The sequence below is a fragment of the Mycobacterium sp. AMU20-3851 genome (genome assembly GCF_043974665.1).
Lineage (GTDB): Bacteria > Actinomycetota > Actinomycetes > Mycobacteriales > Mycobacteriaceae > Mycobacterium.
This window is the reverse complement of the sequence record NZ_CP146371.1, coordinates 720,150-733,777: the sequence shown is the minus strand read 5'-3', so window position 1 is coordinate 733,777 and position 13,628 is coordinate 720,150. Positions and strand designations below refer to the sequence as shown.

At 66.8% G+C, this 13,628-nt stretch carries 14 protein-coding genes; 4 read left to right on the top strand and 10 right to left on the bottom strand.

Features of this window, described 5'->3' with window-relative positions:
* Positions 1 to 2: 2 nt before the first annotated feature.
* The 3 genes from V4U86_RS03590 to V4U86_RS03580 all read right to left on the bottom strand — a co-directional run bounded on the left by V4U86_RS03590 (position 3) and on the right by V4U86_RS03580 (position 4,446).
* Entirely contained in the window at positions 3 to 1,727 is a 1,725-nt protein-coding gene (locus V4U86_RS03590; protein WP_395309925.1) for an alpha/beta hydrolase, read from the bottom strand.
* A complete protein-coding gene (gene purL, locus V4U86_RS03585) occupies positions 1,724 to 4,021 on the bottom strand; it encodes a phosphoribosylformylglycinamidine synthase subunit PurL (RefSeq protein ID WP_395309924.1) in 2,298 nt (765 codons plus the stop codon). Before purL ends, V4U86_RS03590 begins: the two co-directional genes overlap by 4 nt.
* A gap of 83 nt (positions 4,022 to 4,104) precedes the next feature.
* Positions 4,105 to 4,446 (bottom strand): VOC family protein, encoded by a 342-nt coding sequence (locus V4U86_RS03580; protein ID WP_395309923.1) that lies wholly within the window; start codon positions 4,444 to 4,446, stop codon positions 4,105 to 4,107.
* 75 nt (positions 4,447 to 4,521) lie between these two features.
* Here V4U86_RS03580 and V4U86_RS03575 point away from each other — a divergent pair, with 75 nt between their 5' ends.
* Complete coding sequence (locus V4U86_RS03575) at positions 4,522 to 4,902, top strand: nuclear transport factor 2 family protein (protein ID WP_395309922.1); 381 nt, start codon at positions 4,522 to 4,524, stop codon at positions 4,900 to 4,902.
* Between the two features lie 39 nt (positions 4,903 to 4,941).
* Here the strand turns inward: V4U86_RS03575 and V4U86_RS03570 are convergent, their stop codons facing one another.
* Positions 4,942 to 6,192, bottom strand: a complete 1,251-nt coding sequence (locus V4U86_RS03570; RefSeq protein WP_395309921.1) for a M18 family aminopeptidase — start codon at positions 6,190 to 6,192, stop codon at positions 4,942 to 4,944.
* 52 nt (positions 6,193 to 6,244) lie between these two features.
* Between V4U86_RS03570 and V4U86_RS03565 the strand changes: the two genes are divergently transcribed.
* Together V4U86_RS03565 and V4U86_RS03560 are read left to right on the top strand one after the other, a co-directional pair.
* Complete coding sequence (locus tag V4U86_RS03565) at positions 6,245 to 7,255, top strand: Dyp-type peroxidase (protein ID WP_395309920.1); 1,011 nt, start codon at positions 6,245 to 6,247, stop codon at positions 7,253 to 7,255.
* Positions 7,252 to 8,049 (top strand): family 1 encapsulin nanocompartment shell protein, encoded by a 798-nt coding sequence (locus tag V4U86_RS03560; protein WP_395309919.1) that lies wholly within the window; start codon positions 7,252 to 7,254, stop codon positions 8,047 to 8,049. Before V4U86_RS03565 ends, V4U86_RS03560 begins: the two co-directional genes overlap by 4 nt.
* A 78-nt stretch (positions 8,050 to 8,127) precedes the next feature.
* On the opposite strand, the gene V4U86_RS03555 is transcribed toward V4U86_RS03560, so the two are convergent.
* The 6 genes from V4U86_RS03555 to purS form a co-directional block, all read right to left on the bottom strand.
* Positions 8,128 to 9,453 (bottom strand): hypothetical protein, encoded by a 1,326-nt coding sequence (locus V4U86_RS03555; RefSeq protein ID WP_395309918.1) that lies wholly within the window; start codon positions 9,451 to 9,453, stop codon positions 8,128 to 8,130.
* On the bottom strand, positions 9,450 to 10,187 hold the full coding sequence (locus tag V4U86_RS03550; protein ID WP_395309917.1) for a hypothetical protein: 738 nt from the start codon (positions 10,185 to 10,187) through the stop codon (positions 9,450 to 9,452). The genes V4U86_RS03555 and V4U86_RS03550 overlap by 4 nt, the downstream gene beginning before the upstream one ends.
* Entirely contained in the window at positions 10,184 to 11,341 is a 1,158-nt protein-coding gene (locus V4U86_RS03545) for a hypothetical protein (protein ID WP_395309916.1), read from the bottom strand. Before V4U86_RS03545 ends, V4U86_RS03550 begins: the two co-directional genes overlap by 4 nt.
* Before the next feature lie 182 nt (positions 11,342 to 11,523).
* Entirely contained in the window at positions 11,524 to 11,808 is a 285-nt protein-coding gene (locus V4U86_RS03540; protein ID WP_395309915.1) for a type VII secretion target, read from the bottom strand.
* 167 nt (positions 11,809 to 11,975) lie between these two features.
* The gene (purQ, locus tag V4U86_RS03535) at positions 11,976 to 12,656 is read right to left on the bottom strand and encodes a phosphoribosylformylglycinamidine synthase subunit PurQ (protein ID WP_395309914.1); all 681 of its coding nucleotides are present in this window, start codon (positions 12,654 to 12,656) and stop codon (positions 11,976 to 11,978) included.
* Positions 12,653 to 12,892 (bottom strand): phosphoribosylformylglycinamidine synthase subunit PurS, encoded by a 240-nt coding sequence (gene purS, locus V4U86_RS03530; protein ID WP_395309913.1) that lies wholly within the window; start codon positions 12,890 to 12,892, stop codon positions 12,653 to 12,655. Before purS ends, purQ begins: the two co-directional genes overlap by 4 nt.
* Before the next feature lie 74 nt (positions 12,893 to 12,966).
* On the opposite strand from purS, the gene V4U86_RS03525 reads away from it, so the two are divergent.
* Positions 12,967 to 13,617 (top strand): MBL fold metallo-hydrolase, encoded by a 651-nt coding sequence (locus V4U86_RS03525; RefSeq protein ID WP_395309912.1) that lies wholly within the window; start codon positions 12,967 to 12,969, stop codon positions 13,615 to 13,617.
* The last annotated feature ends 11 nt before the right edge of the window (positions 13,618 to 13,628 follow it).

Here is a 13,628-nt window from a genome sequence, read left to right as displayed (position 1 = left end):
AATCAGACGGGCGGCCCGTCGACGCCGGCCTTGGCCTCCAGGTCCGCCCGAATCCGCTCGGTGTCATCCGGTGTCCAGCCAGCCGGCGGGGCGACGGCCACCCACCCGTCCAGCACGGAATCCCCGTAGTTGTGCCCATGTCCCTCGGGCATCCCGGACGCATTCGTGATGTCGGCGCTGACCTGCCAGAACGTCACGATCGGATACCAGCGCATGGATTCTGTCCGGCCGGCGCCGGGCGGCTCCCTGAGCCAATCGGGCCGGGAGAACAGCAGATTCGGCGACCACCAGACGATCGGATCGGAGGCGTGCTGCAGGAACAGCACCCGGGTGCCCTCCCAGGGCGGGGCGGCGACCCGCTGGACGTCGGCCGGGCCGGCGGCCTGCGAGAACCGCACCGTACGGCCGTTGTCGTAGCGGGGTTCCACCTCCGGGGTTCCCGGGTCACGGCGCACCACCAGCCCACTCCACAGCGAACTCTCGTGCGGCGGGCCCACCCAGAGCACCCCCGAGAAACCCATCTCCGCGATATCGGGCAACCAGCCGAACGCGCCCTGGCCGGCGAAGGAACCCAAACTCTCGCCGTAGAGCGCCAATTCGGGCCGGTCGGCCTCCGGCAGCGCCGCCCACCGCCGATGGATCCCGTCGATCATCAGGCGGGCCGCATCGACGGACTTCTCCCGGTCGCCGAGGAACGAAATCCAGCTCGGCAGATAGGAGTACTGCATGCCGACCAACGCGGTGTCCCCGTTGTACATGGACTCCACCGCGCGGGCCGCCACCGGGTTCACCCAGCCCGTGCCGGTGGTGGGGATGATGACGAGCAGTTCGCGCTCGAAGGCCCCGGTGCGCTCCAGCTCGCTGAGCAGGACCGCCATCCGGGCCTCGTCGGTGTCGGCGGTCTGCAGTCCGGCGTACACCCGGATCGGCTCCCGGGCCGGCCGGCCGTTCAGCCGGGTCAGTTCGGCGGCGTCCGGTCCGCCCGACACGAAATTGCGGCCCTGGTAACCGAGCGAATCCCAGGGCGCGAACGAGGTTGGGCTGCCGGATTTCTCGGGTTCCATGGGCTGGGCCACGCCGGCCGCACTGGTCGAATTCTGGGGCTGGAAGACCTGGCTGGCGCCGAGCAGGAAGCCGCGGTAGAGCACCCCGTTGACGAGCATCACGATCAGGACCGCGGTGATGGCGGTGCCGATGAAGAACGCCACCTCGCTCTGCAGTCGCCACCGCCGGATCAGGATCCGGGCGATCAGCTTGACCAGGTCCACCAGCACCCGCCAGCCCGCGATGCACGCCGCGCCCACCAGAACCGCGAGCACCAGGGTGCGCATGTGGGTCAGCGTGTCGGGGCCGTCGATACCCATCAGCGCCGAGACCTGACGCTGCCAGCGGGCCGCCGGGATCATCATCAGCACCGGGACCGTCAGCGCGCCGGCCACCACGACGATCTTGGCGGTGCGCAGCAGCGCGGGTTTCGGCGGCCACCAGGACCGGCCGCGTAACACGAACCGCTGCAGGAACTTACGGATCAGGACGCCGATCCCGTAGCCGATGGCGGCGTTGATGCCACCGATCAGCCCGGCGAACAGCCAGTCCCTGGGCAGCAGGGACGGGGTCAGCGACAGACAGAAGAACAGCGCGCCGAACGGTATCCCGACGAAGTCGAGCCGGACCAGGCTCCAGGCCCACTGCAGTAGCGGATGCCCGAGCCTGGTCCGATCGATCACCCGAACAACCCGGGCAACACGCCCTCGGAGGTGGCTCGCAGTTCGGCGAGCGTGACGGTGAACTGGCCCTGCACTTCCAGCGCCTGGCTGCCGTCGTCGGACACGCCCACCCGGGTCACCGGCAGGTCGCGGGCCTCGCACATGGACCGGAACCGGCTCTCCTCGGTGCGCGGCACCGCCACCAGCACCCGGCCGGCCGACTCGGAGAACAGGAACACGAACGGGTCGACACCTTCGGGCAGCACCAGACGGGCACCGGTCTCACCGGCCAGCGACGCCTCGATGACGGCCTGGATCAGCCCGCCCTCGCTGAGATCGTGTGCGGCCGAGACCAGTCCGTCGCGCGACGCCGCGGTCAGCACCTCGGCAAGCAGCTTCTCCCGGGCCAGGTCCACCTTCGGTGGCACACCGCCGAGGTGGTCACCGGTGACCTGTGCCCAGATCGATCCGTCGAACTCGTCGTGGGTGTCGCCGAGCAGCAGCAGCGTCTCGCCGGGTTCGTTGCCCAGTCCGGTCGGGATCCGGCGGGCCACATCGTCGATCACACCGAGCACGCCGACCACCGGGGTCGGCAGGATCGGGGTGCTGCCGGTCTGGTTGTAGAAGCTGACGTTGCCACCGGTGACCGGGATGCCCAACTCCGCGCAGCCGTCGGCCAGTCCGCGGACCGCCTGGGAGAACTGCCACATGACGCCCGGATCCTCCGGGGAACCGAAGTTCAGGCAGTTGGTCACCGCGACCGGGGTGGCCCCGGTGACCGCCACGTTGCGGTAGGCCTCGGCCAGCGCGAGCCGGGCCCCGGTGTAGGGGTCGAGCTGGGTGTAGCGGCCCGACGCGTCGGTGGACACCGCGATGCCGCGGCCGGTCTCCTCGTCGATGCGCAGCACACCGCCGTCGGCGTGCTCGGCGAGCACGGTGTTGCCGCGCACATACCGGTCGTACTGCTCGGTGATGAACGCCCGGCTGCACAGGTGCGGGCTGCCCAGCAGCGCGAGTGCGGTGGCCTTGAGCTCGTCACCGGTCGCCGGTCGGGCGATCTTGGCCGAGGTGTCGGCGATCAGCGCGTCCTGGGTGTCCGGGCGGGCCAGCGGGCGCTGGTAGACGGGGCCCTCGTGGGCGACGGTGCGCGGCGGCACATCCACCACGGTCTCCCCGTGCCAGGTGATCTCCAGCCGGTCGCCGTCGGTGACCTCGCCGATCACGCTGGCCAGCACGTCCCACTTGCGGCACACCGCGAGGAACTTGTCCACGTTCTCCGGGGTGACCACCGCGCACATGCGTTCCTGCGACTCCGAGGACAGGATCTCCGCGGGGGTCATGTCGGCGGCGCGCTGCGGCACCGCATCCAACTCGACACGCATCCCGCCGTCACCTGCGGAGGCGAGTTCGGAAGTGGCGCAGGACAATCCGGCGCCACCGAGGTCCTGGATGCCCACCACCAGGTCGGCCGCATAGAGCTCCAGGCAGCATTCGATGAGCACCTTCTCCATGAAGGGGTCACCGACCTGCACCGAGGGCAGCTTCTTACGGCCGGGGCCGGAACCCTCGTCGCCGCCGAACGTCTCGCTCGCCAGCACCGACACACCGCCGATACCGTCCAGGCCGGTGCGCGCGCCGAACAGGATGATCTTGTTGCCGGTGCCGGACGCGAAGGCCAGGTGCAGGTCCTCCTTGCGCAGCACGCCGACGCACAGCGCGTTCACCAGCGGGTTGCCCGCATAGGAGGCGTCGAAGACGGTCTCGCCGCCGATGTTGGGCAGGCCCAGCGAGTTGCCGTAGCCGCCGATGCCGCGGACCACGCCGTCGAGCACCCGGCGGGTGTCCGGGGCATCGGCCGCGCCGAAGCGCAACTGATCCATGACCGCGACCGGGCGGGCGCCCATCGCCATGATGTCGCGCACGATGCCACCCACGCCGGTGGCCGCGCCCTGGTAGGGCTCCACGTAGGACGGGTGGTTGTGCGATTCCACCTTGAAGGTGACCGCCCAGCCGTCGCCGATGTCCACCACGCCCGCGTTCTCGCCGATGCCGGCGAGCATGCCCGCCCGCATCTCGTCGGTGGTGGTCTCACCGAAGTAGCGCAGGTGCACCTTGGAGGACTTGTACGAGCAGTGCTCGCTCCACATCACCGAATACATCGCCAGTTCGGCGTCGGTGGGGCGGCGGCCCAGGATCTCGCGGATGCGCTGGTACTCGTCGTCCTTCAGCCCCAATTCGCGATACGGCTGGGGATGATCGGGGGTGGCGGCTGCCCGCTCGACGGTATCTGTCTGATGAGTGAGCTCCGACGTCACGCAGACAGTCTAAGCGGGCCCGCAAAACGGATCCGACCAGCTAGCCCGGGTGTGCCAGGTCACCCTCGTCCAGGCTCCTCCGTTCAGGCGATGCAGAACGCGTTGCCCTCCGGGTCGGCCAGCACCACCCACTCGAACTCGGGGCCGAAGTTGTTGCGCGCGGTCTCCGTCGCACCGAGTCCGACCAGCCGGGCGACCTCGGCCTCCTTGTCCTCGGCGTGCAGGTCCACATGCACCTTGTTCTTGCCGGGCGTCGGGTCGGGCACCCGCTGGAAACCCAGCGCGGGACGCCCCTCGCCGGCGAGCATCACGAATTCCCCTGGAGCGACGGCGTTCAGCTCACCGCCGACGGCCTCGGCCCACCATGCGGCGAGGGCATCGGGGTCCACACAGTCGATCGTGATCATCTCGATTCGAAGAGTCATGGTTCGAGGCTAGGGCAGTCGGGCAACTACCTCAGGGGTAATTGATGCCACGACCGCACCGCCGCAGGGTGGGTCATGACCAACACACACATCGCACCGAAGTTCACCGCCGACCTCTGGGCCGCATTCTGGGCCGCACCCGATCCGTCCCGTATCGGGGCGCTGCTCGCCGAGGACATCGTGGGCCACTGGCCCGGCGATCCGGCGCCGGTCCGCGGACGGGCGGACTACCTCGGCAAGATCGCCGGCATCGTGGAGGCGATGCCAGATCTGACGCTGACGCTGGTGGACAGCGCCACCGTCGCCGGCCGCGCTTCCGGCGAGGAATTGATCTTCCTGCACTACACCGGCACCGCCGCGGACGGGGCGATCACCATCCGCGGCATGGACCGGGTGCGCACCCGCGAGGGCATCGTGGTGGAAAACGTGATCCGGTACGACTTCAGCGAGCTCTGAGCCGTCCGGCCGGCGGGCTGGAGCGCAGCGACCGGGGGATCAACCCGGGGACAGGAAGGCCCCCAGCGCCGCCGAGTAGGCGGCGACATCGTGCGCACCCATCACCTCGCGCGCGGAATGCATGGCCAGCTGGGCGGCGCCCACGTCGACGGTCGGGATGCCGGTGCCCGCCGCGGTCATCGGGCCGATGGTGGACCCGCACGGCAGATCGGCGCGGTGCTCGTAGCGCTGCAGCGGCACCCCGGCCTGGCGGCAGGCCAGCGCGAACGCCGCCGCGGTCCGCCCATCGGTGGCGTAGCGCAGGTTGGGTTGCACCTTGAGCACCGGGCCGCCGTTGACCTCGATCTGATGGCCGGGCTCGTGCCGCTCCGGGTAGTTCGGGTGGGTGGCGTGCGCCATGTCGCCCGAGGCGACCATCGAGGCCGACAGTCGGCGCAGGAAGTCCTCCCGGTCGCCGCCGGCCGCCAGCGTGATGCGCTCCAGCACGGTTAGCAGCAGATCCGACTGGGCCCCGTGATCGGACTGCGAACCGACCTCTTCGTGGTCGAACAGCGCCAGCACCGGCACCTGCCCGGCTGGGCGCGCGCCCAGCAGCGCTTCCAGACCGGCGTAGCAGGTGGCCTGGTTGTCCAGCCGGGGCGCGCTGACGAACGCGCCGTCCACGCCGGTGACCGCGGACGGGGTGAGGTCGTGGGTCATCAGGTCGAAGCCGAGCACATCGTGCTCGGGCACCCCGGCCCGTTCGGCGACATACCCGAGGAAGGATCGCTGCTCCCCCACGCCCCAGACCGCGTTGACGTGACGCTGCGGGTCCAGGCTGACGCCCTTGCGGTCGTCGGAGAGATGGATGGCCAGCTGCGGGACGCGCAGGATCGGGTCGTCGATGCGGATCAGGCGATGCACGATGGAACGGCCGGTGGCGACCGAGAGCCGGCCGCTGATCCCCAGATCGCGGTCCAGCCAGGAGTTCAGCCACGCCCCGCCGTAGGGCTGCAGGGCCACCACCTGCCAGCCGGCGACGACCCGGTCCGGATGTTGTTTGACCCTCAGGTTCGGGCTGTCGGTGTGCGCGCCCACGATCCGGAACGGCACATCGCCCGGGCTGGAATCCCAGGCCACCAGCGAGCCGGCCCGGACGGTGAAGAACTTGCCCGCCGCCGGCCAGGCATCTGCCTCGGACAGTTCGGTGTAGCCCGCGGCGACCAGTCGCTGCGCCGCGGTGGCGCACACATGGAACGGCGACGGAGACGCATCGATGAACTCACACAGACTCTGGGGGCTAGCTGCCATCTTTCCATCTTGACCTGCGGATCCGTCGCTCGTGACGCTAGGGTCTGGATCTGTGACCGGTCCGGTGCCCCAGCAGGTGGTAGACCCGTTGACCGCTGCCGCCATTTTCCTGGTCGCCACCATCGACGAGGGCGGCGAACAGACGGTGCACGACGCGCTGCCCGACATCGGAGGACTGGTCAGCGCCATCGGGTTTCGGGACCCGACGAAGAAGCTGTCGGTGGTGACCGCGATCGGCTCGGATGCCTGGGACCGGTTGTTCGACGGACCGCGTCCGGCCGAGTTGCATCCCTTCATCCCGTTGGACGGGCCGGTGCATCGCGCGCCGGCCACACCCGGAGATCTGTTGTTCCACATCCGCGCCGAGACGATGGACGTCTGCTTCGAGTTGGCGGGGCGGCTGATGGAGGCAATGGACGGTGCGATCACCGTCGTCGACGAGGTGCACGGATTCAACTACTTCGACAACCGCGACCTGCTCGGGTTCGTCGACGGCACCGAGAACCCGAACGGCCAAGCGGCGTTGAACGCCACCGTGATCGGCGCCGAGGATCCCGACTTCGCGGGTGGCTGCTACGTGCACATCCAACGGTATGTGCACGACATGTCGTCGTGGCGTTCACTTCCTGTCGACGAGCAGCAGAAGGTGATCGGGCGCACCAAGTTCGACGACATCGAGATGGATGACGATGTGAAGCCCGCGAATTCGCACATCGCGCTCAACGTCATCACCGATGCGGACGGTAACGAGCTGAAGATCGTGCGGCGCAACATGCCCTACGGCACCGTCGGCAACGGCGAGTACGGCACCTACTTCATCGGCTACTCCCGCACCCCCGGGGTGACCGAGCAGATGCTGTCCAACATGTTCATCGGCAGCCCGCCCGGGAACACCGACCGGATCCTGGATTTCTCCATCGCCGTCACCGGCGGCATGTTCTTCGTCCCCACCGTCGACTTCCTCGACGACCCGGCGCCGCTTCCCGCACCGGCGGTCGCCGAGGAGGTCCGGGTGCCCGACACATCACTGGCGATCGGCAGTCTGAAAGGAATCCCGCAATGAACAACCTCTACCGCGAACTGGCCCCGATCACCGATGTGGCCTGGGCCGAGATCGAGTTGGAGGCGGGCCGAACCTTCAAGCGGCACATCGCCGGGCGGCGGGTGGTCGACGTCAGCGATCCCGGCGGGCCGGTGACCGCGGCGATCAGCACCGGCCATCTGATCGATGTCAGCGCTCCGGCCGAGGGAGTGGTCGCCCACTTGCGGGAGGCCCGGCCGCTGGTGCAGTTGCGGGTGCCGTTCACGGTGGCACGCCGCGATGTCGACGATGTGGAGCGCGGCTCGCAGGATTCGGACTGGGATCCGGTCAAGGACGCCGCCAAGAAGTTGGCCTTCGCCGAGGACCGGGCCATCTTCGAGGGGTACCCGGCGGCCTCGATCGAGGGCATCCGCGGATCCAGTTCCAACCCGGCGCTGGCGCTGCCGGAGGACCCCCGCGACTACCCCGACGTGATCGCCCAGGCGCTGTCCGAACTGCGGCTGGCCGGTGTGGACGGGCCGTACTCGGTGCTGTTGTCGGCCGACGCCTACACCCTGGTCAGTGAGACCACCGCACACGGCTACCCGCTGCGCGAGCACCTGGGCCGCCTGGTCGACGGGGAGATCATCTGGGCGCCGGCCATCGACGGGGCGTTCGTATTATCCACCCGCGGAGGCGATTTCGACCTCCAGATCGGCACCGACGTGTCGATCGGGTACCTGTCCCACGACGCCGCCAGCATTCAGCTGTACCTGCAGGAGACGTTCACGTTCCTGGCCTACACGGCCGAGGCCTCGGTGGCGCTCACCCGCTGAGGCTTATATCCGGCGAGCGTGCGTGTCTGCGGCCAGACACGCCACGCCAGTCCCGAGATTGCGCACGGTCGCCGGCGGTCAAGACGGGGCGACCAGCGATGAGAGCTCATGGCCTGCGCGTTGGATCAGCTGGTCGTGCACCTTCCAGACCCTGACCACTTCCTGAGCTCGCTGTGGCAACGTCCATAACGTCTCGCAGGACGACAGGTCCACGCCCTGGGCGACAGATGACTCTCCCATCGCAACGGCGACTTCTCCGTCGGAGCCGAGGTAATCGGTCCCAAGATGCGCGCCGGTGCAGGTTTTTCCAGCGACACCGTCGATCAGGTCGTACTGTTCCCAGGTCGTATCTGAATTCCGGGAAACGAACAGGCGCGATCCGATCAATCGCGATGCCGAACTGGGCAACGTCCTCGGCAATTCCAACAGCTGGCGCCCATCGATGGCCATGACGATTTCTTGACGCGGGGTGAGCACCGTCGGCACGCCCAGGGATCCAGATTCCAGCGTTCCTCGGTGATCCGGTTCGCTCAGTAGTCGACCCACCTCATCGAAGAAGGCAATGCGGTCGGACGTGAAATCGTCCTTGGGTGTGAATTCATATCCGAAGCCCCCTGGATACACCATCGCTCGGCCTAGCTGAACGTCTTGCGGCAGGGCGGGCTTCACCACGGTGCCGTCCGTAACCGAAAAGACGAGGTCTGCAATTCCACCGCTGCCTTGGCTCGCCAGATTGGGCGGTTCGGTGTCCTGCGCCGGCTCGGTGAACTGGGTGGGCAGGCTGCCGTCGCCCGGTACGAACCAGGTCAGCTCGCCTCGGGACCCTATACCGTGGACCCCCTTCCCCCTGACAGTTGCGATCGCATATTCGCCGACCTGCTCAAGCTGCGGCCGATCGGTCGACGCCGCGCGGACCTCGGTCGGCCCTTGGAAAGTCACCTCTCCGGAGTCGGTGGCGACCACGAACGCCTCCGACGGACCGTCAGGCCCCGGACCGCTCCGGATGCACAACACGTTGGGCGGCTTGTTGACCGCGCAACGGATATCCGAGTTCGCAGCAGACCCAATCGGCCGGGCATCCATGAACGGCTCGCCGTTCCCGACGTTCAAGCCGGCCAGCCACCAGTCCTTTTCGGTGACGCCAAGGAAGATGCCGCGCTCTCCGATATTCGCCAGAGGCAGCACTCCGGCATCCGCGGGCAGAGCGAGTTGTGCGATGTCCAGCCTCCATCCCGGCACGGGTTGCTGTCGCATCGGCGACGCGAGCAGCGTCGTGTGCGGAATGTCAGGCGGGGGCGGCGCAGCCTGACCTGCCACGTCGGTGCTGTTCCCGGAACATCCGACCAGACCGACCACGGCGGGGATGACAACCCACCATCGCCAGTTCTTCAGGTGGGAGATCATGTGCGCCCCCCGTAGAAATCGGCGAACCGATCGACTGCTCGGCCGTCTACCAGTTCTTCTCGCGCTCCCGGGTGCTTCCAATAGAAGCGGAGCAATTCGCGCACTGCACGACCGTTCGGGGCGTACCAGTCGGACGGCCATTCGGTAAAACGCCGGTCCGGTGTCGCAATGTACGTGGTTCCCGTACTGCGAGTGGCCTTTTGGGGTCTATCCAGAATATCGGTGACCGCAGCCCACGGCAGACGCACCGATGTCATCGTGTTCCCCACCTCGAGTTCGTCCGTCGTGAGTCGAAGGTAGCTCGTTCCGCTTCGCCGAAAGATCTGCCTCAGACCAAAAATGCCGACCACGACTCCTAAAGCGCAAGCAATCACGAAGTACCTCTCGTCGTTTCGCGGCACGACAATGACGATCAAACCGAACGGTGTACAGACCGCATATGTCAGCATTCCCATGAATGCGCCAACCATCGAAGCCATGAGAAGATGGTCCACCCGCCGGTCCGGGCGAAGCAGCAATCCACCGCTGTCAACAGTAATTCGCGGTTCGACCGTACGAGTTGCTACGACAGCCAACATGGCAACAAAGCCCAGTGCGAATATCGTGAAGCCGAATGACACAAGCGCCGACGGTAGTTCACCTCGCGAGACGAAAATTCCCGTCCACGCCAGACAAAACACTCCGAACGGCGCAAAGAGAATCGTAAGGAAAACCTTCGCAATCGAGGCCTTCACGGTCCGCACATCACGTTGCCGACCAACTTACCGACATATCCGAACACGAAGCCGCCAGCCACATTGGCGCCCATTGCGGCGAACGGCCCGACACCCGGGATCGCTCCGACCGCCACCGTAGTCGCCAGGCCACCGGCCAAACCGACGCCGCCGGACCACGCAGCGACGCACCGCTCGTAAACCGTTTCGGCGGTGTACATACCCAATACCGTCTGCGCAATTCCCATCGCGGGCCCACCCCACTTCGCGCCCGCTTTGAGTCCATCGAGGGCGGCAGGACTCAAACCCGCAATACCTCGCCCGGCTTGTACCTCCAATCCCGAAAGCGCACCGCCGGCCAGCGTAGGAATCGGATCCTGAAAGAAAGAGTCCGGCAGTACGGCATATCCGGTTGGGGTCGTGCAACTGCCAGTCTGCGTCCCGTCGGGGTTCTGCGAGATGGTTATGTGAGTTCCATCGGCCCAAGACACTTCAGTCAGCTTCCCCCCGTCTTCTCGCGGAGTCGTCATTGTGTCGGAGATCCACTTGCCGTTCTTGTCCACATGAAGAACCCGCAACGTGCCCGGTGGGTAAACCTGCTGGCTCGGTAGACCCTGATCAATATATTCAGTGGCGATGTGCTTACTGCCGTCCAGCATGGTGTACGTGGTGATCCGGTCGCCATTACGGTCGGTGGACTCCTCGACCGCACGGACTGTCGTCGCCATGTCCTGCGCGCTTGCCATCTCCTGAAACTGTTTGCCCTCTGGAGTAGCCGGATCAGGGACATCGTCGCCGGGGGCAGGCGGGGTCGGACCGGGCGGCCCGAACTCAAGATTCTCGAACACAGCGCCGTGTTCCCTTGCCAACATCAGTTTCGTCGAAGCGTGATCGTCTGCTAGTCCGACAGCAGTCAGAAGTTCATTTATCTCGGCCTGAGCCACTTTCGCTTCACCCTGGAGCTGCGCAGCCCGCTCCGCCGACATACTGGCGGGATCGATCAGAACGACCCATTGGTCGGTGACATTCAGTGGGCTTGCATCGATCGTCTCGGCCTCAGCCAGCAGCTGGCTCCTGGCGGATCCAATCCTTGCGCTACCGCTACGCAACGCATCTGCAAACGCCTCTGCGTAATTCTTGAAAGCCGACCCACGGTCCGTCGCGCGAGAGAACATGGTTTGAGCTGCGCTCTGAGCCCGACCCGCCCACGCTTGAGACTCTGGCATGGCATCGATTCGATCGTCGAGGCTGCGGACGGCCCCGTAGATCGTTTCTCCAGCGTTGCTGATCGTTGTTGCAGCAGGTAGTAACGACTCGGGATTCCAACTCTCAAGTCGAGATCGTGACGGCAACACGTTTAAAGCAAGTGTTTGAAGGTGCCTGCGAGATCCGCGTCCTCGACTTCATATCGATCGCCTGCGCCCCTGACCGCGGCGCCCATTGCCCGGATGTCACTGACGATATCGCTGGCAGCCTGACCCAGATGGCGGCCGACCTGCCGCGCCGCCCACTGTGTGGAAGAACCGGGTAAACCGTCAGCAGAACTGGTTGCCGTAGCGCCGACATCGAGACCGGTGAGTGACCGCGCGACCGCATCAACTTGGGCAGCGAACGCCTTCAAGACCTCCGGATCGACTAACACTGTTCCCCCTAAACAGTTTCGAATCGACGGCATCGCTTCAGCAACGCAGCCTCAGATCGAACCTAGCACTAGAAATGCAGGGGTTGACGCACGAAATGACGAACCGACTCTGCGCTGAGGTTGGACTCTTATCGCACTCTTGCGCCGTCAGCGCAGGGTGAACGGACCTACGCGGCCAGCACCGCATCCAGCGCGGAGTAGAACAGCCCCAGCCCATCATCGGAGGGACCGGTCAGCGGCTCGGTGGCGTGCTCGGGGTGCGGCATCAGCCCGACGACGCGGCCGTCGGCCGAGCTCACGCCCGCGATGCCGCGCATCGACCCGTTGAGGTTCTCCCGGTACCGGAACACCACGCGGCCCTCGCCCTCGAGCTCGTCGAGCACCGATTCGCCGGCCACGTAGCGGCCCTCACCCGACTTCAGCGGCACCAGCAGGTCCGCGCCGTCCTCGTAGCGGGTGGTCCAGGCCGTCTGGTTCGACGCGACCTGCAGCCAGACGTCGCGGCAGATGAAGTGCAGTCCCTCGTTGCGGGTCAGCGCACCGGGCAGCAGCCCGGCCTCGCACAGCACCTGAAAACCGTTGCAGATGCCCAACACCGGAAGACCGCCCTTGGCTGCATCCACGACCGACCGCATCACCGGGGCGAAGCTGGCGATGGCGCCGGCACGCAGATAGTCACCGTAGGAGAACCCACCGGGAACCACCACGGCGTCCACACTCCTGAGGTCGGCGTCGGCGTGCCACAGGCTGACCGCCTCGCCGCCGGCCAACCGCACCGCCCGAGCGGCGTCGACATCGTCGAGCGTGCCCGGGAAGGTGATGACACCGATCCGGCCGCCGGCGGTCACGCGTTCTCCCGGCTGACCGTGAACTCCTCGATCACGGTGTTGGCCAGCAGCGACTCGGCGATCTCGTTCAGTGCCTCGTCGGACACCGAGTCATCGATTTCGAGTTCGAACCGCTTGCCCTGACGGACGTCCGCGACACCGCCATGGCCGAGCCGGCCCAGCGCGCCGACGATTGCCTGACCCTGGGGGTCGAGGATCTCGGCCTTGGGCATCACGTGCACTACGACGCGGGCCACGGGCACTCCTTCATTTCGGACCGGTCTTGATCGGTGCTAACTCTACCGGCGCCGTCTCGGGCCACAATGTAGCCATGCACCTCACGCACTTCGGCCACTCGTGCCTCCTCGCGAGCTTCCCCGATAACGGCGCCGAGACCACCGTCCTGTTCGACCCGGGGACCTTCTCGCACGGCTTCGAAGGCATCACCGGACTGGACGCGATCCTGATCACCCATCAGCATCCCGACCATGCCGATACCGATCGGCTGCCCGCGCTTCTGGAGGCCAATCCGCAGGCCAAGCTGTATGCCGACCCGCAGACCGCCGCCCAGCTGGGTGCGCCGTGGACCGCCGTACATGCCGGGGACGCGTTCACCGTCGGGCACCTGTCGGTGCGCGGCGTGGGGGGCACCCACGCGGTGATCCACCCCGAGCTCCCGGTGATCGACAACACCTCCTACCTGATCGGCGATGCCGATCACCCCGCCCGGCTCATGCATCCCGGCGACGCGCTGTTCGTCCCGGACGAGCCGGTCGATGTGCTGGCCACCCCTGCGGCGGCACCGTGGATGAAGATCTCCGAGGCGGTGGACTACCTGCGCGCGGTGGCACCGACCCGGGCCGTGCCGATCCACCAGGGAATCATCGAGCCGAACGCCCGCGGCATCTACTACGGCCGGCTCTCGGAGATGACCACCACCGACTTCCAGGTGCTCGAACCCGAGAACGGGACGGCGTTCTGATCCCGCGCAGA

What these genes read in the sequence shown, in the direction of transcription:
- V4U86_RS03580 (WP_395309923.1), bottom strand. Translation starts at nt 4,446, where the DNA reads ATGACTCTTCGAATCGAGATGATCACGATCGACTGTGTGGACCCCGAT.
- V4U86_RS03575 (WP_395309922.1), top strand. Translation starts at nt 4,522, where the DNA reads ATGACCAACACACACATCGCACCGAAGTTCACCGCCGACCTCTGGGCC.
- V4U86_RS03570 (WP_395309921.1), bottom strand. Translation starts at nt 6,192, where the DNA reads ATGGCAGCTAGCCCCCAGAGTCTGTGTGAGTTCATCGATGCGTCTCCG.
- V4U86_RS03560 (WP_395309919.1), top strand. Translation starts at nt 7,252, where the DNA reads ATGAACAACCTCTACCGCGAACTGGCCCCGATCACCGATGTGGCCTGG.
- V4U86_RS03555 (WP_395309918.1), bottom strand. Translation starts at nt 9,453, where the DNA reads ATGATCTCCCACCTGAAGAACTGGCGATGGTGGGTTGTCATCCCCGCC.
- V4U86_RS03545 (WP_395309916.1), bottom strand. Translation starts at nt 11,341, where the DNA reads ATGTTCTCTCGCGCGACGGACCGTGGGTCGGCTTTCAAGAATTACGCA.
- V4U86_RS03525 (WP_395309912.1), top strand. Translation starts at nt 12,967, where the DNA reads ATGCACCTCACGCACTTCGGCCACTCGTGCCTCCTCGCGAGCTTCCCC.